This is a genomic window from Qipengyuania aurantiaca, assembly GCF_019711375.1.
Classification (GTDB): domain Bacteria; phylum Pseudomonadota; class Alphaproteobacteria; order Sphingomonadales; family Sphingomonadaceae; genus Qipengyuania; species Qipengyuania aurantiaca.
The window spans coordinates 2,240,399-2,263,346 of sequence record NZ_CP081295.1 but is presented as its reverse complement, the minus strand read 5'-3'; the positions used below and the strand labels follow the sequence as shown (position 1 = coordinate 2,263,346).

Below are 22,948 nucleotides of genomic sequence, written 5' to 3'. Positions count from 1 at the left end.
CGGTTTTCTCCTTTGCCCTTGCAGAACAGGCGGGAGCGGACCCGGTTCCGTGCGCGCTTGAAGCCGGGCCTCGCGCACCGCATATCGGGTGCATGATGCACGAGCGAACCGGGCCGACGCAGGAACAGATGCAGCTGATGGCCGAACAGGTCGTCGCCGCGCTGCCGGAAGAGTTCCGCGCGCAGATGGGCGAGATCGTGCTGCGGGTGGAGGATTTCGCCACGCCCGAGCAGCTCCACTCGGTCGAGCTTTCGGACAAGTGGGAGCTGACCGGCCTTTACGAGGGCGAGGCGCTACCCGACCGTTCGATCTGGGAAAGCCACCGGATGCCGGCGCGCATATGGCTGTTCCGCCAGCCACTGATCGCCGAATGGCGCGAGACCGGCGTGCGGATGGACGACCTCGTGCGCCACGTGGTGATACACGAGGCGGGTCATCATTTCGGTTTCAGCGACGACGACATGCACGCGCTGGAGGATGATGCCGACTAGGCTTCAGGCCCTCTCATCGCGCGAATCGCGTTCGGTGTGACGTTCGGGCTCGCTCAGCTGGGCGACCAGGCCCGGTTTGGCGAGACAGGCCCAGAACGAGCCCCGCCCCTGTTCGGATGCCTGCGGTAGCTCACCCTGCATGGCGTGCCTCCCGCTTCCGAAGTGCAATGGCGGATGCCCCCGCATCCGCCGACAGTATGTGCGACCTGTCCATCATTATACAGCCCCTTCCCCCTGCGGCAGCCTTGTCCCCAGGCCATCGATTCGCAGGAGCAAGGCAGAGAGCTATCGGAAAATCCGGCACTCACCACGTCAAATCATGCGGTTGGGGATTTTTGGTTAACCGGTGTTGCATGAATCCGTCACGCGGTCGGGGGACATGGGCGGGGAGCGTGTATGACTCGCGAAAGAAACGGTCTTCCGTGCGAACGAAAGGTGTCTGGGGAGGAAAGGATTGGGCCGGTCGCTGCGCGCCCGCCCCGTCTCGTCGCCTGCGGCTCCTCGGATTGGCCGCCGCCGCTTTGCGGCTCTGGCCCTCTCCGCGCCTGCGGCGCTTCGAGTCCGAATCGGATCCATCATACCGACCCACCAAAAAAGCCCACGACCCTGTTTTGGGGTCATGGGCTTTTGTGGCGCGCCAGGAAGGATTGTCCTCGCCCTGCGGGCTCGGCCATCTTCGCACCTGCGGTGCTTCGATTCCGAATTTCCAATCTTCCATACGGCAGAACCATTAAAGGCCACCCCTCTTGCGAGGGATGGCCTTTAATGGCGCGCCAGGAAGGATTCGAACCTCCGACCGCCTGATTCGTAGTCAGGTACTCTATCCAGCTGAGCTACTGGCGCGTTGGAGGGCGGCACATAGGCAGGGGGTCGAAGCTTGGCAACACCTAATCCGGCCTTTTTTGAAAAAGAGTGGACGACAGGGCGCGATCGAGCGGTGGTTTGTCGAGCGCCAGCACGTCATCCGGCGTGAACCAGTCGATCGCTCCGCCTTCCAGCGCCTGCGGTTCCCCCTCCCAGACAGTACAAGTGTAAAGCATGATGACAATCGGGCGCGGCCGTTCTCCCTCACCCTCCTGAGCGAATCCAGCCGGCTTCAGATCGCTCGCGTCGATCGCGATTCCCAGCTCCTCGCGAATCTCGCGAACCAGCGCATTTGCGGGACTTTCGTCCGATTCGACCTTGCCGCCGGGAAATTCCCACAGACCGCCATGCTGTTTTCCGGCCGGTCGGCGATGCATCAGCCAGCGCCCGTCCTCTTTATATAGGGCGACCGCCACGACGGGCATCCATGTCGGATAATTTTCCAAACTTATCGATCCTCGCAACACTTTCTTAAGACCTGCCGGACTACTTCATAGGTGTCAGCTACGAATTGACTTTGGGGGCAAACCAAGTGGTCCAATTTCTGAAAAAACTGGGACACGACGAACGGGGAGCAACCGCTGTCGAGTACGGGCTGATCCTCGCTTTGATTTTCGTTTCGATGATGGCAGCGGTCTCGAACTTCGGTCAGACCGCAGTCGAGATGTGGTACACGGTCAGCTCGGCCGTCTCCTCAGCCCGCGCCAACGTCTGAAAATTTTTGTCGGCTGAATTAGGGATTTATCAATCAGTCGGCATCAAAAGCAAGGATAGCTCAAGCCGTTAGGACGCGGTGAGAGTCGGGTACCGAAGACTGAACCAGGAGACATATTATGAAGTTCATCAACAAGCTGCGTCGTAACGAAGAAGGCGCCACCGCAATCGAATACGGCCTCATTGCTGCTCTGATCTCGGTCGCCGCGATCGCTGCAATGCAGAGCCTCGGTGGCGAGCTCAGCGGCACCTTCAACACCGTTTCGGGTGCGATGTCGACGGCAAGCGCCGCCAACGTCTAATCGACGGCGAAAGCTAAAAGAAAGGCGGCGAGGTCTCCCTCGCCGCCTTTTCTTTTGCCTGAAATCGGCGCGGTCCCTCTCGGGGCCGCGCCGTTTCCATGTCAGCTGCCGCGAACGACGATCTTGACCTTCTGGCCGGCGCGTACGCCTTCGCCCGACTGCAGGCCGTTGAGAACGCGGAACCGCTCTTCCTGCGCGCTGGGATAAGCCATGCGGCGCGAGAGCGAGGCAACCGTGTCGCCGCTGCTGACCGTGATCACATCGAGAACACGCGGCACGACATTGGCCGCTTCCTGCGCCGAAATGCGGCGAACCGAGGAGAACAGGCTGTTGAACGTGCCAGACTGTCCCGCCGGGGTCAGCGCGAGGAAGTGGTAAGCGCGATCGTTCGAGAACTCGTAAGCGAAGACCGTCACGTCCACCTGGCTGTTGCCATTGTTGACGCGGGCCGTGCCGTAGGCAGCCGGAAGACCGTTGACCGTGGTGGTCTGGATGCTCGACGGGCGGATCTGCTGCTGCTCGCTCAGCCCTGAGAACACGCTGTTCACATAGGTCTGGAGATTGCCGTTGTAGGGCGCGAGCGTGAACTGCGCTTTCCCGCTCTGCCCGTTGATCGTCACCGCGCGGGTGCCGTTGACCATGTAGAAGCCCTGCGGCGCGGTGAAAGCGAGGCGCAGGTCCGGATGGATGAACTGGCGGCCTTCGACGATACCCTGCTTGGGATCGTCACCATAGGTCAGCCCGTCGATCCGGCTGAGGAAAGTGTCGCGATTCGTCACACCCGACATGCCCTGCGCCTGGCTCAGCGCGGTCTGCACACGGCTGGCCGGGTCGGGGTGCGTCGACGCCCATTCCGGCAGGCGCGCATCGTCGCGGCCCTGGAGGCGCGCATCGAGCGCGTTTTGCGCGGCGAGACTTGCGAGCACGGTTGCCATCGCACGCGGATCGTAACCGGCCGAGTTCAGATACTGGATGCCGGCGGTATCCGCCTCCAGTTCCTGGCTGCGCGAGAACTTCAGCGTCAGCATCTGCGAACCCTGCAGCGCGGCCTGCCCGAGCTGCTGGCCGAGCGGGTTACCGCCAAGAAGCACGCTCGAGAGGATCGCGCCCGCCGCACCGAGCAGCGAGTTGCGCTGGGCGGCCGCCTGGCGGCGCTGCGAATGGCGCAGCGCGACGTGGGCGACTTCGTGGCCGAGCACGCCGGCCAGTTCCGCCTCGTTGTTCATCAGCGTGACGAGCTGGCGCGTGGTGTAGATGTAGCCGCCGGGAATCGCGAAGGCGTTGTTCACCGGGCTGTTGACGAGGCTGACGGTAAAGCTGTCACGCGCGTTGCCAAGACCCGACTGGACGGCGATCGTCTTGCCGACCTGCTCGACATACTGGGCCTGGCTGCCGCTCATCGCGCCGCCGAATTCGGCGAGCAGCTGCGGGTGGGCTTCGGCCCCGATCTGCGCTTCGCTCTGCGTGATCGGCGTATTCGAATCGGGAATGTTGCCACCACCGGGCAGCGCGGCGCATCCGGCGAGGGCGAAAGAAGCCATCGCGGTGGATGCGGCGGCGAGTGATTTGAAGCTGGGCATTAAGGTAGGCTCCCCTTGCAAGGGCGTGCAGGAGCTCATGCCCTCACGCCCGTAAGTTCTGTCTATGCAAGGAGAAACTTGGGCAGCGGCGGCTTTGTTCCCGCCGCCACCCGCAGGGGGGGCCGTGTCAGCCTGCCATGGTGAGGAAGCGCTCTTCGCGCATCCGCCGCAGTTCGTCGGGCGCGTGGCGCGAAAGCATGTCGAGTTCCTCACCGATCGCTTCGCCCAGCGCCTTCGCCGCCCCAGCCGGATCGCGATGCGCCCCGCCCACCGGTTCCTTGACGATGCGGTCGATCACGCCAAGCTGTTCGAGATTCTGCGCGGTGATCTTCATCGCTTCGGCCGCGTCGGGCGCCTTTTCCGCCGTACGCCACAGGATCGAGGCGCAGCCTTCGGGCGAAATGACCGAATATACCGCGTGCTCGAACATCAGCACGCGTTCGGCGCTGGCCAGCGCCACGGCGCCGCCCGATCCGCCTTCGCCCACGATGCTGGCCACCATCGGCACGCCCAGCGCGAGGCAGGCCTCGGTCGAGCGGGCGATGGCCTCCGCCTGCCCGCGCTCTTCGGCTTCCACGCCCGGAAACGCGCCCGAGGTATCGACCAGCGTCACGACCGGCAGGCCGAAACGGTCGGCCAATTCCATCAGGCGAATCGCCTTGCGGTAGCCTTCGGGCTTGCCCATGCCGAAATTGTGCCGGATGCGGCTGGCGGTGTCGTTGCCCTTCTCGTGCCCGATGAGCACCACCTTGCGACCGTTAAGCTTGGCAAAGCCGCCCATGATCGCCTCGTCCTCGGCGAAACTGCGATCGCCGCCCAAAGGCATGAATTCTTCAAAGGCGTGTTCCACATAGTCGCGGAAATGCGGGCGCGAGGGATGCCGCGCAACCTGAGTCTTCTGCCAGGGCGACAGCGATTCATAGGTCGTTTCGAGCAGCGTGCTGCTCTTGACCTCGAGCCGCCGCAACTCGTTCGAGATGTCGACATCGTCGCCTTCGGAGGCGGCGCGAAGTTCGGCGATACGCTGTTCAAGCTCGGCGACCGGTTTTTCGAATTCGAGATAGGAAACCATGCCCAAGCCGCTAGTCGCTACGGCTTCCTTGCGCAAGCGGGTGACGCTCGTTGACCAGCTTTACCAGCCGCGCGGCATCGACATGCGTGTAGATCTGGGTGGTCGCGATGTCCGCATGGCCGAGCAGGGTCTGGAGCGCGCGCAAATCCGCCCCGCCCTCCAGCAAATGGGTCGCAAATGCATGGCGCAGGACATGGGGGCTCAGTTTGTCCGGCGGCAGCCCGGCCCGCGCCGCCAGTTCCTTGAGCATCTGGTAAAGCCGGATCCGGGTCAGATGGCCGCTGCGCGAGGGGAAGAGATAGTTCGAGCCTTGCGGCCGCAGCGCCAACCAGCGCGAGAGTGCCTGCTTGGCGCGCGTGCTGACGGGGACCAGCCGCGCCTGTCCGCCCTTCCCCGTCACCGTGAGGAAAGGCTCGTCACGCGGGACCGCCGAGAGAGGAAGCGAGACCAGTTCGCTGGCGCGCAGGCCCGAGCCGTACAGCAATTCGAGCATGGCGAGGAGGCGCACGGCCTGCGGCCGGTCACTCGCCGCTTCATCCTCCGCACGGGCAAAGAGCGCCTCCACCTGCGCATGGGACAATATCTTCGGCAAAGGACGCCGGGTCGCGGGCCGTGGGAGGGCGTGGGTCGGATCGTCCTCGCGCTCGCCCTCGTCGACGAGAAAGCCGAAGAACTGCCGCAGCGCCGAAATCTTGCGCGCCAGCGTCGCGGGAGCCAGCGAGGACCAGCCTTGTCCCAGTTTCGCCAGCTGCGCCGGGGTGGCGCTCGCGAGCTTCCCGCCCAGCAATTCCTCCGCCTGGTTGAGATCGCGCCCATAGGCGAGCAGCGTGTTGTGCGCCGCGCCGCGTTCGGCGGCGAGCATGGCGAGGAAATCGTCGATATCGCTCATCGGCCCCCGGTCACTCGAACGGTCAGGCGCGCGCGACCGCCTCCGCGGCGATCATCCGGGCCTCGGCCTCCAGCCCGACGCGGTTAAGCGCCGAGACGATGTGATAGAGATGGCGCGCCGTCATCTGGTCCCAGTCCGTGCCCTGCATTCCAAGCCCGGCAAGGATCGAGACCAGCGCAGGATTGCCCGCCTCGGCTGCCTTGTCGATCATCCGCGTCCATGCCGTGGGCGCGGAAAGGTTCAAACCTAGCCGCCCGCTGTATTCGGCGACATTGTCCGCATCCGTCCGGCCAAGACCGGCGAGGCCCGCCAGCAGCATGCGGGACTTGCGCTGACCGCTGGATTCGTCCGCGTCCTGGAAACTGTCGAGCTGCCCGTCGCTCACCTGTCCCCCTTGCGGATTGGCGAGCGCCAGCAGCGCCCAGCCCAGCGAGCCTTCTTCGACCACGCCCGACCAGCGCATCGCGTCCCGGTCGAGCCCGGCGGTGAGCATGGAGGCGATCAGCGCGCCCGCATCCTCTTCGAAATCCTCGCTCGGCGTCAGGCGCGCGGCCGCATAGGCGGTCAGCACCAGTCGCCCATAGGCCGAAGGGTCATTGCCCCAGACATCCTTGATCGCGGCGAGACGCCCCGAAGGAGACGGGTCGGTATAGGCGTCGCGCAGGCGGGTGGAGAGCGCCACGGCCGCATCGTCCTGCTGCTCTTCGCGCGCTGCATAAAGCTGCGAATAGAGATCCACCATCGCGCGCGCCGAGAGGATACCCGCTTCCGCAGCATCGTCCGCGCCGCCGAGGCGCTGCGCAACAGGCAGCGCGGGGATCAGCGCGGTGGATTTGCGGTAATAAGGCCCGAGGTCTTCTGCGAGGTTTTCCGGGATCGGCTCGCCCAGCGCATGGGACAGCGCGAAGCGCCAGGGGTTCATTTCTTCGACCCCGTCCCACTCGATCGTCACCGCACGGCGGCCCTGCCCCGCGGCCCCTGCGAAGCGCTGGGCCAGAAGCACGTCGATCTGGTCGGCTTCATCGGCGCGGCTGAAGAGGCGCCGCAAATCGTTCTGCGCCGATGTCGTCTCGCCGGCATAGGCGGAGCAAATGCCTTCGAACATCGACCATTGCAGGCCCTCGCCGTCGACGCCGTCGAGCCGCACCACCGGGCAGGCGCCCACGATATCGGCCGTGCCAAGATAGGCCCTGAGCGCCGCGTTGGTCAGCGCGCCGTTGTAATTCGCCGTGTCGACATCCTGCACCAGCGCACGCGCCGCCGCGTGTTCGCCCATCGCGTTCAGCATGGAGGCACGCAGGGCCGCGAATTCGACCGGGTCCAGGCCGTCGGGCGAGGCAAGGCGACTGGCAAGCGTGCGACGCAGGAGGATGTGGCCCCAGCGCGAAATTACCGGTCCCTCGCTGGCTTCCAGAGCCGCGCGCACGAGCGAGGCGGGCTGGCGGACGAGCGAGGCGGCGGGAAGGCCGCCCTCTTCTGCCGACAGGACACCGACCTGTTCGGTCGAGCGGCGTGCGGCAGGAGGAATGTCATAGCGCGGTTTGAGCCCAAACAGATCGTCGAGCTCTTCCGTCGTCATGGCCTCGAGCTCGGCGGCAGAAGGAATGTCGGACAGATCCACGCCCGAGGTATCGACCCGCGTCGGCGCCGAGGGCACCGGCTGCACCACCGCTCCCTCGGGATCGGGCTCAGCCGGTGCAGGCGCGGGTGTGGGCGTTTCCGTCGCCGCTTCCTGCGCAGGCGGCAGGATGCTTTCCGGCGCACGCTGCGCGAGGACCACTGTCGAGGAAACGACCAGCGCGGCACCGGCCAGCAGCAGGCCGCGGCTCATAGCGCGCCCTCCGGCAGATCGACCGGCTGCTTGATCGTGCGCAGCGGCTCCTCACCCCCGTCTACCCAGGCGGCCACAAGGATACCGGCAATCGCGAGCAGGACGACCCACACGATGTTCGAACGTTTGACGGCCAACTTTTTCGTATCCTTGCTCAAATCCGTATGTCTTGCCCGCGCCCTAGCGCATCTATAGGCCGAGCGGCAATGAACAACGCGCAGACTTCCGACCAAACATTGCAGCAGGTGCTCAAGGCGCGCCGGATCGCGCGCCCGCTGGTGCTGGTCGGGCTGATGGGCGTCGGCAAATCCACGATCGGCCGGCGGCTTGCCGCGACGCTCGAGCGCGATTTCGTCGACGCCGACGAAGAAATCGAACGCGCGGCCAATCGCAGTGTGGCGGAAATCTTCGAAGCGCATGGCGAGGCCTATTTCCGCGATGGCGAGCGGCGCGTGATTGCCCGTCTGATGGAAGAAGGCCACGGCGTGATCGCTACCGGCGGCGGCGCCTTCGTCGACGACGAGACCCGCGCGCTGGTGCTGGAACAGGGCCTTGCGATCTGGCTCGATTGCGATCTCGATACGCTGGTCGAGCGCACCAGCCGCAAGGATACGCGCCCGCTGCTCAAGAGCGGCGATCCGCGCACAATCCTGCGCGATCTCAAGGAACGGCGCAGCGCCGCCTATGCCCAGGCGCAGGTCCATGTGGTGACCGACGAGGGGCCGCACGAGGCGACCGTCCAGCGTATCGTGAAAGAATTGGCCGCATGGCAGTAATCCCGGTCGAGCTCGCTGGCCGCAGCTACGAGGTCCGCGTGGCGCGCGGCCTCCTATCCGATATCGCGCAAGAGGCGGCGCCATTCCTGCGCAAGCCCCGCGTCCCGATCGTCGTCGATGCCAATGCGAAGGCCCACTGGGGTTCGGCGGTCGAGCAATCGCTCGCGTCTGCGGGCAAGGAGCCGCGCTGGTACGAGGTTGCGTCCGGCGAAGGCTCCAAGAGCTGGGAAAACCTCGCGCGGCTGACCGACTGGCTGCTGGCCGAAGGCGTAGAGCGCGGGGACCATGTGCTGGCCCTGGGCGGCGGCGTGGTCGGCGATCTCACCGGTTTTGCCTGCGCCATCCTGAAGCGCGGCTGCGGCTTTGTGCAATTGCCGACGACATTGCTCGCACAGGTGGACAGTTCGGTGGGCGGCAAGACCGCGATCAACACCCCTGCGGGCAAGAACCTTGTCGGTGCGTTCCACCAGCCTTCGCTGGTGCTGGCCGATCTGGACACGCTCTCGACCTTGCCGCCGCGCGAATTGCGCGCAGGCTATTCCGAGGTGCTGAAATACGGCGTGCTGGGCGATGCGACCTTCTTCGATTGGCTGGTCGAAAAGGGAAGCGATGTGCTTTCGCTGGAAGACGCCGCGCTCGAACAAGCGGTCGCCACCAGCGTTGCCGCGAAGGCCCGCATCGTCGCCGAGGACGAGCGCGAGACCAGCGGGGCGCGCGCGCTGCTCAACCTCGGCCACACGTTCGGCCATGCGCTGGAAGCCGAAACCGGCTTTTCGGACAGGCTGCTGCACGGCGAAGGCGTCGCCCTCGGCATGGTGCTGGCCGCGCGATACTCCGCGCGGCGCGGCGAAATTTCGCGAGAGGATGCGGCGCGGGTGACCCGGGCCGTGGATGCGGCAGGATTGCCGGCGGAGATCGCGGCGCTCGGGCTGGATTGCGACGGCCGCACGCTCGCCGATCACATGCTGCACGACAAGAAGATGGACGCAGGCACCCTGCCCTTCATCCTCCTGCGCGGCATCGGCGAGGCTTACCTGGCGCGCGACGTCGAGCTGGCCGATATTGCCGCCTTCCTCGACGAGCAGATCCAGGCGCATTGATCGGGGCGTCAGGCCCCCAGTGCCTCAGCTCGCGCGGGTTTGCAGCCGTGTGACCTTGCCGGCGCCAATGGGCTGGTAATCCGCCATCATCGCGTCGTGCTCGGCAAAAAGCCGTTCGATTTCGCAACGGCGGTCCAGCATGGTCTGGGCGATGCCCGGCGCGAGACTTTCCCCGTCGCCAATCTTGCCCAATACGCTGGCGAGATCGCTGATCGTCGCTTCATCGGGGGTCTTGTAGAAATGCCCCCGGGTATCGAAGAACCCTGTTCCCCTGTGTGCCATAGTGTCTGCTCCTGCATGTCGTTTCACATGCGACTCGAAGACAGACAGTATCTCCAGCGCGCCGAGTCGTTACCAGCGCGTTTACCAAGAACGTCCCGCAAAGGGCCAAATTCGCAAGATTCTATCCTGCAACGCCGCCTCATATTGCGCGCGCTTTTGGTGAATCGAAAGCGCAGCGCCTATTCGAGCTCGAGAATGACCTCGTCCACGGCCAGGCTGTCGCCCTCCGCGGCGTTGATCGTGCCGACGGTGGCCTGTTTTTCGGCGCGCAGGATGTTCTCCATCTTCATCGCCTCCACCGTCGCGAGCGGCTGGCCGGGCTGGACCTCCTCTCCTTCCGCAACATGCAGTTTCACCAGCAGGCCCGGCATCGGGCAGATCAGCATCTTGGAAAGATCGGGCGGCGTCTTCTCGATCATGTGCCCGGCAAGATGCGCGATGCGTGACTGCAGGATGCGCAGACTGTGCGTCGCCCCGCGCGTGGTCATCTTGTAGCCGGTGCGCGTGGGTTTCAACTGGATCGTATAGACCTCCAGCGGCTCGGCATCCTCGTCCGCGCCATTGTCGTAAAGCGCCACGTCCACCATCGATTCGCCCGGTGTGTACTGCATCTCGATCGTGACCGGCTCGCCATCGACGATGAGCGCATCCTCGCCAAGCACGATCTCGTGCGTGGTCGAGCCTTCCTCGCGCTCCCCGATGCGGATCGTCCAGTCGCCCGGTGCGTATTCCTGGCCGTCGAGCTGCTGGTCGATCCGCCGCGCACGATCGGCATCGGCCGTCGCGATCACGCCGCCGACGGCTGCCAGAACGCCGCGCAGGCGCTCGTCCGCCGGAGCCCCTTCGAAGCCTTCGGGATATTCCTCGGCGATGAAGCCGGTGGTCAGTTCGCCCGAACGGAAGCGCGGGTGCTGCATGATCGCGCTGAGAAAGTCGACATTGTGGCCCAGCCCCTCGATGCGGAAAGCGTCGAGCGCGGCGACCTGCAGGTCCGCGGCCTCGTCACGCGTTTCGCCCCAGGTCACCAGCTTGGCGATCATCGGGTCGTAGAACATCGACACCTCGCCGCCCTCGAAAACGCCATCGTCGACGCGGATACCGGCAACGCCGCGACGGCCGTTTTCCGCACCATCATCGGCCCAGGGTTCGACCGGCGGCTGGTAGCGCACGAGGCGGCCCGTGGAGGGCAGGAAGCCGCGATAGGGGTCTTCGGCATAGACACGGTTCTCGATCGCCCAACCGTCGATCTTCACATCGTCCTGCGTCATGGGGAGCTTTTCGCCCGCCGCCACGCGGATCATCTGTTCGACGAGGTCGACACCGGTGATCGCTTCTGTGACCGGATGTTCCACCTGCAGGCGCGTGTTCATTTCGAGGAAGTAAAAGCTCTCGCCCGTCGGGTCCGCGCCCGAAACGATCAGTTCGACCGTGCCGGCGCTGTGATAATTCACTGCCTTCGACAAGGCGACGCACTGCTCGCCCATGGCCTTGCGCATCTTGGGCGTGACGAAGGGAGACGGCGCCTCTTCGACCACCTTCTGGTGACGGCGCTGGATCGAGCATTCGCGCTCGTTGAGGTAGATTACGTTGCCGTGCTTGTCGCCGAGGATCTGGATTTCGATGTGGCGCGGGTTCTCGATGAATTTCTCGATGAAGACGCGGTCGTCGCCGAAGGAGTTCAATCCCTCGCGCTTGGTCGCCTCAAAGCCTTCGCGCACGTCCTTTTCAGACCAGGCGAGGCGCATGCCCTTGCCGCCGCCGCCGGCGCTGGCTTTCATCATCACCGGATAGCCGATGTCGTTGCTGATCTCGACCGCATGGTCGGTGTCGCGGATCTCGCCCACGAAGCCGGGGACGACGTTCACGCCCGCTTCCTTCGCCAGCTTCTTGGATTCGATCTTGTCGCCCATGGCCGCGATGGCGTTCACCGGCGGACCGATAAAGGCGATGTTCTCCGCCTCCAGCGCCTCGACGAAGCTCGCGCGTTCGGACAGGAAGCCGTAGCCCGGATGCACCGCCTCGGCGCCGGTCTGCTTGGCCGCCTCGATGATCTTGTCGGCAATCAAATAGCTTTCGGCCGCCGGCGCGGGGCCGATGTGCACCGCCTCGTCCGCCATGCGCACGAAAGGCGCGCGGGCATCGGCATCGGAATAGACGGCCACCGTCTGGATGCCCATGCGGCGCGCAGTCTTGATGACGCGGCAGGCGATTTCACCGCGGTTGGCGATCAGGATCTTCTTGAACATTATTCGGGATACTCCGCCAGTTGGCGCAATTGTTCGGTGCGTTGGTTTGTGAGTGCGGCCAGGCAGCCGCTTACCAGCATGGGTTCCATGGAGCCGCTGCGTGCCCAATAGCCTTCGTTCACGCAATGCGCGTCGCGATAGGCGAGCCAAGCGCGCTGGGAGGCGAGGAGGCTGTCGAAATAGCCGGGACGTTCGTCGTGATAGGGCGCGAACTCATCGTCCAGCCGGCGCATGAGGGCGGCGGTGCGCTTCCATAGTGCGTTGAGTTCGGCGTCCGCGGCGAGGAAATCGGCATGGGCGCAGCGATTGATTTCGGGCTGGATACCCTCGTCCGCGCGCGCTTGGTCGCATGCCGGCGAAGCGACGTCAGGCTGTCCTTGCGCAGCGGCAAGAAAGACGAGCGGAAGAAGAAACAGGTCGGGCCTCCGATAGGCTGGGCGTACAAACGTATGCACGCCCATGCCGTAGCGGAGGCCCGGTATCAAGCGGTGCGAGCAGTATTACTCGTTGATGTCGACGTGGCCGATCTGGCGCTGCTCTTCCAGAATGCAGTCGTTGAATTCGGCCCACAGCGCCTTGGCCTTGTCCTCGCCGCCATTCTGGCGCGCGAATTCGACCTCCCATGCCTTGTCGTAAGGGTTTTCCTTCCACGCCATGGCGGCCGGGCCATCGTGCATCTTGAAGGCGACGATCGAATGCCATTCGCCGGTCTGCATATGGAAATCGATCACGTCGTTGCGGCCTAGCGCCTCATCCACCTTTTCGAACATGCTGATGATTTCGTGGGCGCGCTGCCCCTTGCCCGATTTCCACTTGATCATGCTGATGTTGTACCAGTCGACCTCGCGCAACTCGGGCGTATGGTTATCGGCGATTGCGGGTGTCGCGGATAGACCCATGCCGATGGCGGCGACGGTCAAAAGTAGCTTCTTCATACAGTCCACTCCCAAATGATGGAAACACGACCCAAGAAGCGATCCGAATTTTGCTGATGTCCCCCCAGCTGTGGCGCGATCTAGTCACTCAATTGGAGCGGGAGTCAAGTTTGCGCAGGCCTTCGCTCAGCTTTCGAAGGCATTCTGTCGCGTCCTTACAAATTCGATGAGCGCAGGCGCATAATGCCCCGCGCCGCGCCGCTCGCCCTCTCCGTCGAGAAGCAGCTGGACCGCGTCGGCGAGGCGGCGCTGGTTGTCGGCGCCAAGCTCTCCCAATGGCGAGACGTAAATGCCGATGGTGAACAGTATCGCGCCGGTTTCGGGAAGGCGGCGAAGGGTCTGGCGTTCGGAGCGGACGAACAAGGTCTCGCCCGCATTTTCCGGAGTGACATGGGCGAAGGCTTCTTCAGGGGCCTCGGCCACCCAACGTCGTTCCCCGGTGGCGGCGATAAACCAGTTGCAGCGCCCGTAGATTGCGCTCGGCTTGAGCTTGGCCATGAAGTGATCGACGCCGCTGGCTAGCTGCTCCTCATAACCCTGGATCGGCGCATGGAGCGCGCGCAACGGCAGCCCCATCTTGTCGGACGGCGTCCAGTCGGACGGCCACGCTACCGCTGCGCCGACGAAGCGGTATTGCTCCTCGCCGGGGCGCAGGGTGAGGAGGCACATGTCCTCGTGCTGCGCCCGCGCGGCTTCGGGCAGGCCGCCGGACAGGCCCAGAAAGGCGGCGAGTTCCGCGCCCGGGGCCTCGCCTTCGGGCGACAACTGGACGCCTTCGGGAAAGGCTGCAAAGCCCCCGGCGCGCGCGGCAAGGTCTGGATCGGGCTGGAGCCAATTGCTCTCGTCGAGCTTGGCGAGCCCCATCTTTAGCACGCCCCCGCCCCGCGCCTTGGGCAGCAATTCGTCGACGGAAAAGCCGAGGGTCACTCGGCCCCGCTCTCCGGCCCGCCCTGTTCGCAGCGCAGGGTCAGGCCGTAGTCTTCCAGCCAATCTGCGCCAGTCGGGAGCAGGAACTGGAGCGCCTCGGGCATCAGGCCGTGCAGGCTCGTCGAATGGTGAAGGTCGTTGCGCCGGTCGGAGAAGCAGAAGGACTGGTCCGCGTCGAGCTTGGAAAGCAGGCGGAACATGCCCTGCTCCGTTTCGCCGCCCTCGTCGGCCAGCGAGAGATAGAGCGGCGGGCGGCCATCGATGGCGCTCTCGGCTGCCAGAGCCATGGCCTGCCCATCCCACTGCAGGCTGGGCGAAATCGCCGCATAGCCGGTAAAGAGGGAGGGTTCTTCCAGCCAAGTCTCGACCACGAAATGTCCTGCCGCGCTTTCGCCGACCAACACCACGGTGCCGTCATGACGATAGCGCGATTTCACCAGCGGAAGGACGGTGTCGCCAAGCCAGGAGCGAAACTGTGCGCTCTCTCCCGCCGTGGGATAGGCCTCCCGCTCTTCTGGAATGCGGGTGGTGGGGAGCAGTTCGCGCTGGCGGTCGACCGTCTGGATGCCGACAAGGATCGCCGGACGGCTGCGACCCCACAGCCCGTTCCATTTCTCGACGCCATTTCCGAGGAACAGGTCCTGTCCCGTACCGCCGTCCAGTTGGACTATGATCGGCCAGCTTTTCTCCGGCTCGGCCTCGTAATCGGGCGGCAGGATGACGTTGACGGAACGCTCCGCATCGAGCGCGTCGAAGCTGTAGCTTTCGCCGATGACCAGCGGTTCGGGCTCGATTGCAGCGACTGGTGCCGACGAGGCGAGAACAACCGATGCGAGGATGGTAATCATTCGGCAGGCTCCGCCAGTTTGCATGCCCGCATCGGCTCCTCCTGCGCCAGCGCCGTTAGCCCCAGCTTCGCGAAGAGCGCCGCATCGCTGTCGTCGCCAGCGTTGGGCGCGGTGAGGAGCTTATCGCCGGTGAAGATCGAGTTCGCGCCCGCGAGGAAACACAACGCCTGCGTGGCTTCGGACATCGACTCGCGCCCTGCGGAGAGGCGCACCATGCTCATCGGCATGGTGATGCGCGCGACCGCCACGGTGCGGACGAACTCGATGTCATCGATCTTGGCGAGCGGCGTGTCCGCCAGCATGTCGCCCAGCACCGTGCCCTTGACCGGCACCAGCGCGTTGACCGGCACGCTTTCGGGATGGCGTTCGAGCGTGGCGAGCGTGTGGACGAAGCCCACCCGATCCTCGCGCGTTTCGCCCATGCCCACGATCCCGCCGCTGCACACGTTGATGCCTGCATCGCGCACGTTCTGGAGTGTGTCGAGCCGGTCCTGATAGTTGCGGGTCGAGATCACGCGCTCGTAATATTCCGGCCCGGTGTCGACATTGTGGTTGTAGTAATCGAGGCCTGCTTCCTTGAGCATATCCGCCTGTTTCGGCGTCAGCATGCCCAGCGTCATGCAGGTCTCCAGCCCCATCGCGCGCACGCCCTTCACGATCTCGACGATCGCGGGCATGTCGCGGTCCTTGGGATTGCGCCACGCCGCGCCCATGCAGAAGCGCTGGCTACCCTGGTCCTTCGCCTGCGCCGCGCGCTGGAGGACCGATTGCACCTCCATCAGCTTGGTCGCCTCGACCCCGCTGTCGGCCTTCACCGACTGCGAGCAATAGCCGCAGTCCTCCGGACACCCGCCGGTCTTGATCGACAGCAGCGTGCAGAGCTGGATCTGCTCGGGCGGATGGAACTCGCGGTGAACGGTGGCGGCCTGGAAAAGCAGTTCGGTGAAGGGAAGGTCGAAAAGGTCCGCGATTTCCTCGCGGGTCCAGTCGGTGCGGATTTGGGTCATTGAACCTCGAACTGTGTTTCGTAGAAGCGAAAGATGGCTTGCAAATTCCTCAGGCGATTGCCGATAAGGCGAGCGTTGCAAAGCCAGTAGTTGGCACTCGCTCCCCATCCACCGAGAGAATTACGCGCTTCCAAGGAACAATGATGGCTGCGGTACAATTCCCAAGCGCGCTGCGATTCCATGAGGTCGGTAACGATGTCAGCACCATTGCATTGCGGACTACCTTCAACGTCAGCGTCAGCTGAGCATTTCGAATTTTCTTCGTTGGAGACTAGCATCGCAACCTGCTCGTATTTTCGAACTGCCATGGCCAGCTGAGCTTCCGCGCGTTTCGAGAGTGCTTGTGCACAATTGAATTCGTTAGGGTAGGCGTCGTTCGCACAATAATCAGCCGCTTGTGAATACTGCTGTCCGACGGACAACTGCTCGTCGGCAAAAATGGATTCAACGCCGTCTTTCGCGAAAGCCGAATGTCCGAATAGCAATGCTGATGCAGCTATGACCAAAGATAGTTTCTTCACTCCGCCGCCTCGTCCAGATCCTCTCCCGCAGGCGGCATGTTGTGCCCCATCAGGCGCAGCACGTCCGCCGCGCATTCCACGACATTGCTGCCCGGGCCGTAGATGCCCTGCACGCCTGCATCGCGCAGGAAGTCGTAATCCTTCTGCGGGATCACGCCGCCAGCGATCACCTTGATGTCGGCGCGGCCCGCGTCCTTCAGCAGGCCGATCAGTTCGGGGATGAGCGTCTTGTGACCCGCCGCAAGGCTGCTCGCGCCGATGGCGTCGACATCGTTTTCGAGCGCCATGTCACGGGTTTCTTCCGGCGTCTGGAACAACGGGCCGGAGACGACTTCGAAGCCCATGTCGGCAAAGGCGCTGGCGATCACATTCGCGCCGCGGTCGTGGCCGTCCTGGCCCATCTTGGCGACCATCAGCCTGGGCGCGCGGCCGAGGCGGCGTTCGACCGCCTTCACGCCTTCGACCACCTGCGCATAGCGCGCATCGTCCGAATAGGCTTCGGAGTAGACGCCCCGCACGGGCTTCGGGTTGGTGTCGTAGCGGCCATAGGCGTCTTCCATCGCCTGGCTGATTTCGCCCAGCGTCGCATCGTGACGCGCGGCCTCGACGGCGAGGTCGAGGAGGTTGCCTTCGCGCTGTGCTGCACCGCGAGCCAGCGCGTCGAGCGCAGCCTTGCACGCAAACTCGTCGCGGCCCGCGCGGACTTTCTCGAGACGCGCGATCTGGCTCTGGCGCACGGCGTGGTTGTCGATATCGAGCGTGTCGATCTCGTCTTCCTTGTCGCGGCGATATTTGTTCACGCCCACGATCACGGTCTCGCCCCGGTCGACGCTGGCCTGCTTGGCCGCGGCAGCCTGCTCGATCTGCGCCTTGGGCTTACCGCTGGCGACATATTCGGTCATGCCGCCCGCCGCCTCGACCTCGTCGAGCATCTTCTTGGCCTCGTCCACCAGCGCGGCGGTGAGGCTTTCGATGTAATAGCTGCCGCCCAGCGGATCGGCGACATTGGTGATGCCGGTCTCTTCCTGGATCACCAGCTGCGTGTTCCGCGCGATGCGGGCGGAGAAGTCGGTCGGCAGCGCAATCGCCTCGTCCAGCGCGTTGGTGTGGAGCGACTGCGTGCCGCCCAGCACCGCCGCCATCGCCTCGATCGTTGTGCGGATGACGTTGTTGTAGGGGTCCTGCTCCTGCAGGCTCACGCCGCTCGTCTGGCAGTGCGTGCGCAGCATCTTCGACTTGGGGTTCTGCGCCCCGAGCCCTTCCATGACATCGTGCCACAAATGACGCGCGGCGCGCATCTTGGCGATCTCCATGAAGAAGTTCATGCCGATGCCCCAGAAGAAGGACAGGCGCGGCGCAAAGGCATCGATATCGAGGCCCGCTTCCATCGCGCGCTTGGCGTATTCCTTGCCGTCGGCAATGGTGAAGGCGAGTTCCTGCACAGCGGTCGCCCCGGCTTCGTGCATATGATAGCCAGAGATCGAAATGCTGTTGAATTTCGGCATGTTGGCCGAGGTATATGCGATGATGTCCGAGACGATCCGCATGCTCGGTTCGGGCGGATAGATATAGGTGTTGCGGACCATGAACTCCTTGAGGATGTCGTTCTGGATGGTCCCCGACAGTTTCTCCTGCGAAACGCCCTGCCGCTCCGCCGCAACGATGTAGAAGGCGAGCACCGGGATCACCGCGCCGTTCATCGTCATGCTGACGCTCATGGTGTCGAGCGGAATCTGATCGAACAGGATTTCCATGTCGCGCACGGTGTCGATCGCGACACCCGCCTTGCCGACATCGCCGACCACGCGCGGGTGGTCGCTGTCATAGCCGCGGTGGGTAGCAAGGTCGAAAGCGACCGACAGGCCCTTCTGCCCCGCCGCGAGGTTGCGACGATAGAAGGCGTTCGATTCCTCGGCGGTCGAAAAGCCCGCATACTGGCGGATGGTCCACGGACGACCGGTATACATCGAAGCGTAAGGCCCGCGCGTGAACGGCGCAATTCCGGGGACGCCAGGGTCGAGACCTTCGGTGTCCTCGCTGGTGTAGAGCGGCTTCACCTCGATGCCCTCGGGTGTGTGCCAGGTAAGGTCGCGGCCCTTCACTTCCTTGTCGGCGAGGGGCTTCCAGTCTTCGTATTTGGGTGCGTCGGTCATGGGCGATCCCCTAACCGCATTCCTATGCGCAGGAAAGCCGGTGCTTAGAAAAGCTCGTCGAGAGGCGGCAGGCCCGGTTCGGTCCAGGCGGGTGCTGCGCGCAGTTCTTCCTGCGTCATGGCGCCATGGATCGCGAACCAGCGGTCATACTGGTGCGCCGTTGCAAACCAGTAGAGGCCGCCGAGGGCGATCACCGCCACGACCCATAGGCTTTTGACGAAGCGCGCCGCGGACATGCCCTCGCGTCCCGCTATCCATAGCGTGCCAAGCGCGGTCCAGGCTCCCAGCCCGAGAAAGCCCCAGCCGATCCAGCGATAGTATTTGCCCAGCTCCGGATCGGCCGGCCAGTTGCGGCGGATATAGTGGGTGGATTCGAGGCCGGGGCCGAAGAACTCGATATAGGCGGCGCCGATTGCGAAGGCGGTGAGGGCGATCAGCGCGACGATGCCGCCCCAGCCTTCGGACCGTTCCTCCGCCCGACGGCTATCTTCCTTGAGTCCTTGGAGGAAACCCTTCCAGCTGAACGGCTTGGCCTCGTTCCATTCGAAGAGATGCCGCTCCCTCTTGCGCGTCATGGTAAGAGCTCAGTTCGACCAGTGCGCGCCCGACTTGGGCGTTTCCATGATCTCGGTCAGCTGGCCCATCATGTCCTTGGGGTGGAGGAAGAAAATCGGCGTACCATGCGCGCCGATGCGGGTGGGGCCGAGGATGCGCTTGCCCAGCCCCTCGAACCATGTCCGCGCGTCCTCGATATCCTCGACCTCGTAGCACAGGTGATGCTGCGCGCCGGCGGGGTTCTTCTCGAGAAACTTGGCGATGGGGCTATCGGGGCCGAGCGGTTCGATCAGCTCGATCTGCGTGCCGTTCGTGCCATCCTCACCCGGCGTGTCGACGAAGCAGACCTTCACCCCTTGCGCCTCCAGATCGAAGGGCTCGTGAAACTTCGTCGCGCCCATGACATCGCGGTAATAGCGGATCGATTGCTCGATCGAGGGCGTGGCGACGCCGATATGGTTGAGACGGCCGAGTTTCATGCAACTGAACTCCAAATATCAGCAATTATCCAAATCGTGAGACATGCCCAAAGTAAGGTAAGCGGGATGAGACCCCATCTAATCACAGCGTGAGCTTTCGGGTCAGACTGGATATCTGCTTCCATTGACGGGACTAGTATTGCTCGCTCGCCTCGCCACGCCCGCAACGCTCTGTTTCCAAAGCCAATCGAAAGGGACAGGGTGATTAGAAGGAGTAAGAACTTCACAACCACGGCTTTGACTCACAACGGAATATTGTCATGCTTCTTCCACGGGTTTTCCAGCTGCTTCGTCCGCAGCTTCCTTAGCCCCAAAGCGATCCGCTTACGGGTCGAGTGCGGGTAGATCACCTCGTCGATATAGCCGCGCTGCGCTGCCACGAAGGGGTTGGCGAAGCGGTCTTCGTATTCCTTGGTTTTCTCGGCGATCTTGCCCGGATCGTCGCGATCCTGGCGGAAGATGATCTCCACCGCGCCCTTCGCGCCCATCACGGCAATTTCGGCCGTGGGCCAGGCGTAGTTGAGGTCGCCGCGCAGGTGCTTGGAGGCCATCACGTCATAGGCCCCGCCATAGGCCTTGCGGGTGATCACGGTGATCTTGGGCACGGTCGCCTCGGCATAGGCGAAGAGCAGCTTCGCGCCGTGCTTGATGATGCCGTTGTGCTCCTGCGCCGTGCCGGGAAGGAAGCCGGGCACGTCTACGAAGGTCAGGATCGGAATTTCGAAGGCATCGCAGAAACGTACGAAGCGCGCGGCCTTCTTGGACGATGCGATGTCGAGCACGCCGGCGAGCACCATCGGCTGGTTCGCCACCACGCCCACCGTCCGCCCTTCCACCCGGCCGAAGCCGCAGATGATGTTGGCGGCATGGTTCGGCTGGATCTCGAAGAAGTCGCCCTCGTCCAGCGTCTTGCGGATGACTTCGTGCATGTCATAGGGCTGGTTGGCGTTGTCGGGGATCAGCGTGTCGAGGCTGTCCTCCATGCGGTCCCACGGGTCGCTGGTCGGGCGCTCGGGCACTTCCTCACGGTTCGAGAGCGGCAGGTAATCGAAGAAATCGCGCGTCGCGAGCAGCGTTTCGATGTCGTTCTCGAAGCTGTTGTCGGCAACGCTGGTCTTGGTGGTGTGCGTCTTCGCCCCGCCCAGTTCTTCCTGCGTGACGACCTCGTTGGTCACCGTCTTCACCACGTCGGGGCCGGTGACGAACATGTAGCTTGAGTCTTCGACCATGAAGATGAAGTCGGTCATCGCCGGCGAGTAAACCGCGCCGCCCGCGCACGGCCCCATGATGAGGCTGATCTGCGGCACCACGCCGCTGGCGAGCACATTGCGCTGGAACACCTCGGCATACCCGCCGAGCGAGGCCACGCCTTCCTGGATGCGCGCGCCGCCGCTGTCGTTGAGGCCGATCACCGGCGCGCCGACCTTCATCGCGGTGTCCATGACCTTGCAGATCTTCTCTGCATGCCGCTTGGAAAGAGAGCCGCCGAAGACGGTGAAATCCTGAGAGAAAACATAGACGAGGCGGCCGTTGATCGTGCCGCTGCCCGTCACCACGCCATCGCCGGGGATCTTCTGCTTCTCCATCCCGAAATCAACGCAGTCGTGTTCGACATAGCGGTCGAGTTCCTCGAAGCTGCCTTCGTCCAGCAGCACGTCGAGCCGTTCGCGCGCGGTCAGCTTGCCCTTGGCGTGCTGTGCGGCGATGCGCTTCTCACCACCACCCAGCTCTGCAGCTTCGCGGCGGCGTTCCATTTCGGCGATATTGGCGGACATGTTCTCTTCCCGTGAAATACGTTTGCACGAGCGCCTAGGGCGAGCCATGCCGCTACGTCAATCGCGCGACTACGATCGAAGCGCGGAAATCAGGAATTCGACATTGCCTTCGGGGCCAGTGATGGGGCTTTCGACAATGCCCTGCACTTCAAAACCCAGCCCTTCGGCCCATTCGCGAACTTCGTCGCATACACGTTGGTGGAGAGCCGGATCGCTCACAACGCCCTTTTTCCCTACCTCCTCGCGCCCGACTTCGAATTGCGGTTTTATCAGCGCAACCATGCGGCAATCCCGCTCCGCCAATTCCAGCGGACGTTCGAGCACTTTGGCGAGCCCGATGAAGCTCGCATCGCACACGACCCAGCTAACCGGCCGGTCGATCATCTCGGGCGTCAGGATGCGCGCACTGGTCTGTTCGAGCACGGTCACGCGCTCGTCCTGCCGCAGTTTCCAGGCGAGCTGATTGGTCCCGCTGTCGACGGCGAAGACGTGGCTCGCCCCGCCTTGCAGCAAGACATCGGTGAAGCCGCCGGTCGAACTGCCGATGTCCATCGCGGTGACGCCCGTGGGATCGAGCCCGAAATGCTCGATCGCATGGGCAAGCTTGATCCCGCCACGGCTGACCCAGGGATGGTCGCGCCCGCGCACGTCCAAAGGAGCGTCCTCGGCCATCTGCTGGCCGGGCTTGGAAAGCTTCTGTTCGCCGGAAAAGACCAGCCCCGCCATCACCAGCGCCTGCGCGCGGGTGCGGCTTTCCACCAGCCCGCGGTCTACCAGCATTTGATCGAGGCGACGTTTCTTTCCCATGGAAACAAAGCCGTTAGCGAGCATTGGGGAAGCATGAAAGCCTCGCATTGTGCCATCGCCCGAACCTTGCTCCTGTCGAGCGCGCTGCTCGCCGCCGCTTGCGTACCCGCGCCCGATTCCACGCCCTCGCCCGAGCAGACCGCCGCGCCGGTCCAGCAGGCCCCTGCGCCGACGCCCTCGCCGACACCGGTTGCGACGTCCCAGCCGAAATATGAAAGCTGGATGGACGCGCCGCGTACCCCGGGGAACTGGAGCTATTACGCGGAAATGGTGGGCAATTCGCGATACGGGGTGGCGAACTACAATTCGCCAGATGGCACGCAGCTGTTCACGATCATGTGCTCCGGAAGCGGGAATATAGTTCTGCAACGCTGGGTGGACAGCGTGGGCCAGCTCCCGCTGACGATACGCACCGAGACGACCGACCGCACAATAATGGCTCCGCGCGATCCCGAAGGCAGGAAGATGGTCGCAGCGGTCGTACGCCCGACCGACCCGCTGCTCGACGCGATGGCGCTGACCAAGGGGCGATTCGCTGTGGAAACTTCCGAAAGGCCCACACTTTACCTGCCCGCCTGGGCCGAAGTGACGCGTGTTATCGAGGATTGCCGCTGAGGCGATTCTTGAATGCGCCTGTCGCCTTGCGAGACACCGCCGCACCACCCACGAAAAAGGCCCGGAGAATGCTCCGAGCCACAAATGACAATTCTGACGTGGGAAAACTTTTTTGCAAGCCTTGTTTCAGGCCCTCAAAAGACACAAATTGTTATCAAGATCAGCGGCGCACGCGGTCT

26 protein-coding genes and 1 tRNA gene are annotated in these 22,948 nt (G+C 63.9%); 6 read left to right on the top strand and 21 right to left on the bottom strand.

The window, feature by feature from the left end:
• Nucleotides 1-92 precede the first annotated feature (92 nt).
• Nucleotides 93-491: a metallopeptidase family protein gene (locus K3148_RS11030; RefSeq protein WP_221424841.1), complete on the top strand. Its 399-nt coding sequence runs from the start codon at nt 93-95 to the stop codon at nt 489-491.
• A gap of 3 nt (nt 492-494) precedes the next feature.
• Here the strand turns inward: K3148_RS11030 and K3148_RS11025 are convergent, their stop codons facing one another.
• From K3148_RS11025 to K3148_RS11015, 3 genes are all read right to left on the bottom strand, one after another.
• Nucleotides 495-632 carry a hypothetical protein gene (locus K3148_RS11025; RefSeq protein WP_221424840.1) on the bottom strand — a complete coding sequence of 46 codons (138 nt, stop codon included), beginning with the start codon at nt 630-632 and terminating at the stop codon, nt 495-497.
• 625 nt (nt 633-1,257) lie between these two features.
• A tRNA-Arg gene (locus K3148_RS11020) sits at nt 1,258-1,334 on the bottom strand.
• 44 nt (nt 1,335-1,378) lie between these two features.
• Nucleotides 1,379-1,801: a (deoxy)nucleoside triphosphate pyrophosphohydrolase gene (locus tag K3148_RS11015; RefSeq protein WP_345719533.1), complete on the bottom strand. Its 423-nt coding sequence runs from the start codon at nt 1,799-1,801 to the stop codon at nt 1,379-1,381.
• A gap of 86 nt (nt 1,802-1,887) precedes the next feature.
• Here K3148_RS11015 and K3148_RS13970 point away from each other — a divergent pair, with 86 nt between their 5' ends.
• The gene (locus K3148_RS13970; protein WP_221424839.1) at nt 1,888-2,070 is read left to right on the top strand and encodes a Flp family type IVb pilin; all 183 of its coding nucleotides are present in this window, start codon (nt 1,888-1,890) and stop codon (nt 2,068-2,070) included.
• A 118-nt stretch (nt 2,071-2,188) separates the two neighbouring features.
• The gene (locus tag K3148_RS11005; protein WP_221424838.1) at nt 2,189-2,371 is read left to right on the top strand and encodes a Flp family type IVb pilin; all 183 of its coding nucleotides are present in this window, start codon (nt 2,189-2,191) and stop codon (nt 2,369-2,371) included.
• A gap of 101 nt (nt 2,372-2,472) precedes the next feature.
• Here the strand turns inward: K3148_RS11005 and K3148_RS11000 are convergent, their stop codons facing one another.
• From K3148_RS11000 to K3148_RS10980, 5 genes are all read right to left on the bottom strand, one after another.
• Nucleotides 2,473-3,912: a M48 family metalloprotease gene (locus K3148_RS11000; RefSeq protein ID WP_247711556.1), complete on the bottom strand. Its 1,440-nt coding sequence runs from the start codon at nt 3,910-3,912 to the stop codon at nt 2,473-2,475.
• A gap of 166 nt (nt 3,913-4,078) precedes the next feature.
• Nucleotides 4,079-5,023 (bottom strand): acetyl-CoA carboxylase carboxyltransferase subunit alpha, encoded by a 945-nt coding sequence (locus tag K3148_RS10995; RefSeq protein ID WP_221424836.1) that lies wholly within the window; start codon nt 5,021-5,023, stop codon nt 4,079-4,081.
• Nucleotides 5,024-5,033: 10 nt separating this feature from the next.
• Nucleotides 5,034-5,912, bottom strand: a complete 879-nt coding sequence (locus K3148_RS10990; protein WP_221424835.1) for a tyrosine recombinase — start codon at nt 5,910-5,912, stop codon at nt 5,034-5,036.
• A 22-nt stretch (nt 5,913-5,934) separates the two neighbouring features.
• A complete protein-coding gene (locus tag K3148_RS10985; RefSeq protein ID WP_221424834.1) occupies nt 5,935-7,743 on the bottom strand; it encodes a hypothetical protein in 1,809 nt (602 codons plus the stop codon).
• Nucleotides 7,740-7,880 (bottom strand): hypothetical protein, encoded by a 141-nt coding sequence (locus K3148_RS10980; protein WP_221424833.1) that lies wholly within the window; start codon nt 7,878-7,880, stop codon nt 7,740-7,742. Before K3148_RS10980 ends, K3148_RS10985 begins: the two co-directional genes overlap by 4 nt.
• Nucleotides 7,881-7,949: 69 nt before the next feature.
• Here K3148_RS10980 and K3148_RS10975 point away from each other — a divergent pair, with 69 nt between their 5' ends.
• Both K3148_RS10975 and aroB read left to right on the top strand, forming a co-directional pair.
• Nucleotides 7,950-8,519, top strand: coding sequence for a shikimate kinase (locus K3148_RS10975; protein WP_221424832.1), 570 nt, complete (start codon nt 7,950-7,952; stop codon nt 8,517-8,519).
• On the top strand, nt 8,510-9,619 hold the full coding sequence (gene aroB, locus K3148_RS10970; RefSeq protein WP_221424831.1) for a 3-dehydroquinate synthase: 1,110 nt from the start codon (nt 8,510-8,512) through the stop codon (nt 9,617-9,619). The genes K3148_RS10975 and aroB overlap by 10 nt, the downstream gene beginning before the upstream one ends.
• 24 nt (nt 9,620-9,643) lie before the next feature.
• On the opposite strand, the gene K3148_RS10965 is transcribed toward aroB, so the two are convergent.
• The 13 genes from K3148_RS10965 to K3148_RS10905 form a co-directional block, all read right to left on the bottom strand.
• On the bottom strand, nt 9,644-9,901 hold the full coding sequence (locus K3148_RS10965) for a hypothetical protein (protein WP_221424830.1): 258 nt from the start codon (nt 9,899-9,901) through the stop codon (nt 9,644-9,646).
• A 179-nt stretch (nt 9,902-10,080) separates the two neighbouring features.
• Nucleotides 10,081-12,147, bottom strand: a complete 2,067-nt coding sequence (locus K3148_RS10960; RefSeq protein WP_221424829.1) for an acetyl-CoA carboxylase biotin carboxylase subunit — start codon at nt 12,145-12,147, stop codon at nt 10,081-10,083.
• On the bottom strand, nt 12,147-12,602 hold the full coding sequence (locus K3148_RS10955) for a lysozyme inhibitor LprI family protein (RefSeq protein ID WP_247711555.1): 456 nt from the start codon (nt 12,600-12,602) through the stop codon (nt 12,147-12,149). Before K3148_RS10955 ends, K3148_RS10960 begins: the two co-directional genes overlap by 1 nt.
• Nucleotides 12,603-12,647: 45 nt before the next feature.
• Nucleotides 12,648-13,082, bottom strand: a complete 435-nt coding sequence (locus tag K3148_RS10950) for a hypothetical protein (RefSeq protein WP_221424827.1) — start codon at nt 13,080-13,082, stop codon at nt 12,648-12,650.
• Between the two features lie 126 nt (nt 13,083-13,208).
• On the bottom strand, nt 13,209-14,009 hold the full coding sequence (locus K3148_RS10945) for a heme-dependent oxidative N-demethylase family protein (protein ID WP_221424826.1): 801 nt from the start codon (nt 14,007-14,009) through the stop codon (nt 13,209-13,211).
• A complete protein-coding gene (locus K3148_RS10940) occupies nt 14,006-14,857 on the bottom strand; it encodes an alpha/beta hydrolase (protein WP_221424825.1) in 852 nt (283 codons plus the stop codon). Before K3148_RS10940 ends, K3148_RS10945 begins: the two co-directional genes overlap by 4 nt.
• Nucleotides 14,854-15,864, bottom strand: a complete 1,011-nt coding sequence (gene bioB, locus K3148_RS10935; RefSeq protein ID WP_221424824.1) for a biotin synthase BioB — start codon at nt 15,862-15,864, stop codon at nt 14,854-14,856. The genes K3148_RS10940 and bioB overlap by 4 nt, the downstream gene beginning before the upstream one ends.
• Nucleotides 15,861-16,385 carry a lysozyme inhibitor LprI family protein gene (locus tag K3148_RS10930; RefSeq protein WP_221424823.1) on the bottom strand — a complete coding sequence of 175 codons (525 nt, stop codon included), beginning with the start codon at nt 16,383-16,385 and terminating at the stop codon, nt 15,861-15,863. Before K3148_RS10930 ends, bioB begins: the two co-directional genes overlap by 4 nt.
• Nucleotides 16,382-18,538 carry a methylmalonyl-CoA mutase gene (gene scpA / locus K3148_RS10925; protein ID WP_221424822.1) on the bottom strand — a complete coding sequence of 719 codons (2,157 nt, stop codon included), beginning with the start codon at nt 18,536-18,538 and terminating at the stop codon, nt 16,382-16,384. The genes K3148_RS10930 and scpA overlap by 4 nt, the downstream gene beginning before the upstream one ends.
• Before the next feature lie 44 nt (nt 18,539-18,582).
• Nucleotides 18,583-19,113, bottom strand: a complete 531-nt coding sequence (locus K3148_RS10920) for a hypothetical protein (protein WP_221424821.1) — start codon at nt 19,111-19,113, stop codon at nt 18,583-18,585.
• A gap of 9 nt (nt 19,114-19,122) precedes the next feature.
• The gene (gene mce / locus K3148_RS10915) at nt 19,123-19,572 is read right to left on the bottom strand and encodes a methylmalonyl-CoA epimerase (RefSeq protein WP_221424820.1); all 450 of its coding nucleotides are present in this window, start codon (nt 19,570-19,572) and stop codon (nt 19,123-19,125) included.
• Nucleotides 19,573-19,814: 242 nt separating this feature from the next.
• Complete coding sequence (locus tag K3148_RS10910; protein WP_221424819.1) at nt 19,815-21,347, bottom strand: acyl-CoA carboxylase subunit beta; 1,533 nt, start codon at nt 21,345-21,347, stop codon at nt 19,815-19,817.
• 69 nt (nt 21,348-21,416) lie between these two features.
• Nucleotides 21,417-22,154, bottom strand: a complete 738-nt coding sequence (locus K3148_RS10905; protein WP_221424818.1) for a TlyA family RNA methyltransferase — start codon at nt 22,152-22,154, stop codon at nt 21,417-21,419.
• A gap of 33 nt (nt 22,155-22,187) precedes the next feature.
• Here K3148_RS10905 and K3148_RS10900 point away from each other — a divergent pair, with 33 nt between their 5' ends.
• Nucleotides 22,188-22,769, top strand: coding sequence for a hypothetical protein (locus K3148_RS10900; RefSeq protein ID WP_221424817.1), 582 nt, complete (start codon nt 22,188-22,190; stop codon nt 22,767-22,769).
• The last annotated feature ends 179 nt before the right edge of the window (nt 22,770-22,948 follow it).

Bases quoted from the DNA above. Each gene is read 5' to 3' on its own strand.
- K3148_RS11030 (WP_221424841.1), top strand. From the start codon at position 93: ATGATGCACGAGCGAACCGGGCCGACGCAGGAACAGATGCAGCTGATG.
- K3148_RS11025 (WP_221424840.1), bottom strand. From the start codon at position 632: ATGCAGGGTGAGCTACCGCAGGCATCCGAACAGGGGCGGGGCTCGTTC.
- K3148_RS11005 (WP_221424838.1), top strand. From the start codon at position 2,189: ATGAAGTTCATCAACAAGCTGCGTCGTAACGAAGAAGGCGCCACCGCA.
- K3148_RS11000 (WP_247711556.1), bottom strand. From the start codon at position 3,912: ATGGCTTCTTTCGCCCTCGCCGGATGCGCCGCGCTGCCCGGTGGTGGC.
- K3148_RS10995 (WP_221424836.1), bottom strand. From the start codon at position 5,023: ATGGTTTCCTATCTCGAATTCGAAAAACCGGTCGCCGAGCTTGAACAG.
- K3148_RS10990 (WP_221424835.1), bottom strand. From the start codon at position 5,912: ATGAGCGATATCGACGATTTCCTCGCCATGCTCGCCGCCGAACGCGGC.
- K3148_RS10985 (WP_221424834.1), bottom strand. From the start codon at position 7,743: ATGAGCCGCGGCCTGCTGCTGGCCGGTGCCGCGCTGGTCGTTTCCTCG.
- K3148_RS10975 (WP_221424832.1), top strand. From the start codon at position 7,950: ATGAACAACGCGCAGACTTCCGACCAAACATTGCAGCAGGTGCTCAAG.
- aroB (WP_221424831.1), top strand. From the start codon at position 8,510: ATGGCAGTAATCCCGGTCGAGCTCGCTGGCCGCAGCTACGAGGTCCGC.
- K3148_RS10965 (WP_221424830.1), bottom strand. From the start codon at position 9,901: ATGGCACACAGGGGAACAGGGTTCTTCGATACCCGGGGGCATTTCTAC.
- K3148_RS10960 (WP_221424829.1), bottom strand. From the start codon at position 12,147: ATGTTCAAGAAGATCCTGATCGCCAACCGCGGTGAAATCGCCTGCCGC.
- K3148_RS10950 (WP_221424827.1), bottom strand. From the start codon at position 13,082: ATGAAGAAGCTACTTTTGACCGTCGCCGCCATCGGCATGGGTCTATCC.
- K3148_RS10940 (WP_221424825.1), bottom strand. From the start codon at position 14,857: ATGATTACCATCCTCGCATCGGTTGTTCTCGCCTCGTCGGCACCAGTC.
- bioB (WP_221424824.1), bottom strand. From the start codon at position 15,864: ATGACCCAAATCCGCACCGACTGGACCCGCGAGGAAATCGCGGACCTT.
- scpA (WP_221424822.1), bottom strand. From the start codon at position 18,538: ATGACCGACGCACCCAAATACGAAGACTGGAAGCCCCTCGCCGACAAG.
- K3148_RS10920 (WP_221424821.1), bottom strand. From the start codon at position 19,113: ATGACGCGCAAGAGGGAGCGGCATCTCTTCGAATGGAACGAGGCCAAG.
- mce (WP_221424820.1), bottom strand. From the start codon at position 19,572: ATGAAACTCGGCCGTCTCAACCATATCGGCGTCGCCACGCCCTCGATC.
- K3148_RS10910 (WP_221424819.1), bottom strand. From the start codon at position 21,347: ATGTCCGCCAATATCGCCGAAATGGAACGCCGCCGCGAAGCTGCAGAG.
- K3148_RS10905 (WP_221424818.1), bottom strand. From the start codon at position 22,154: ATGGGAAAGAAACGTCGCCTCGATCAAATGCTGGTAGACCGCGGGCTG.
- K3148_RS10900 (WP_221424817.1), top strand. From the start codon at position 22,188: ATGAAAGCCTCGCATTGTGCCATCGCCCGAACCTTGCTCCTGTCGAGC.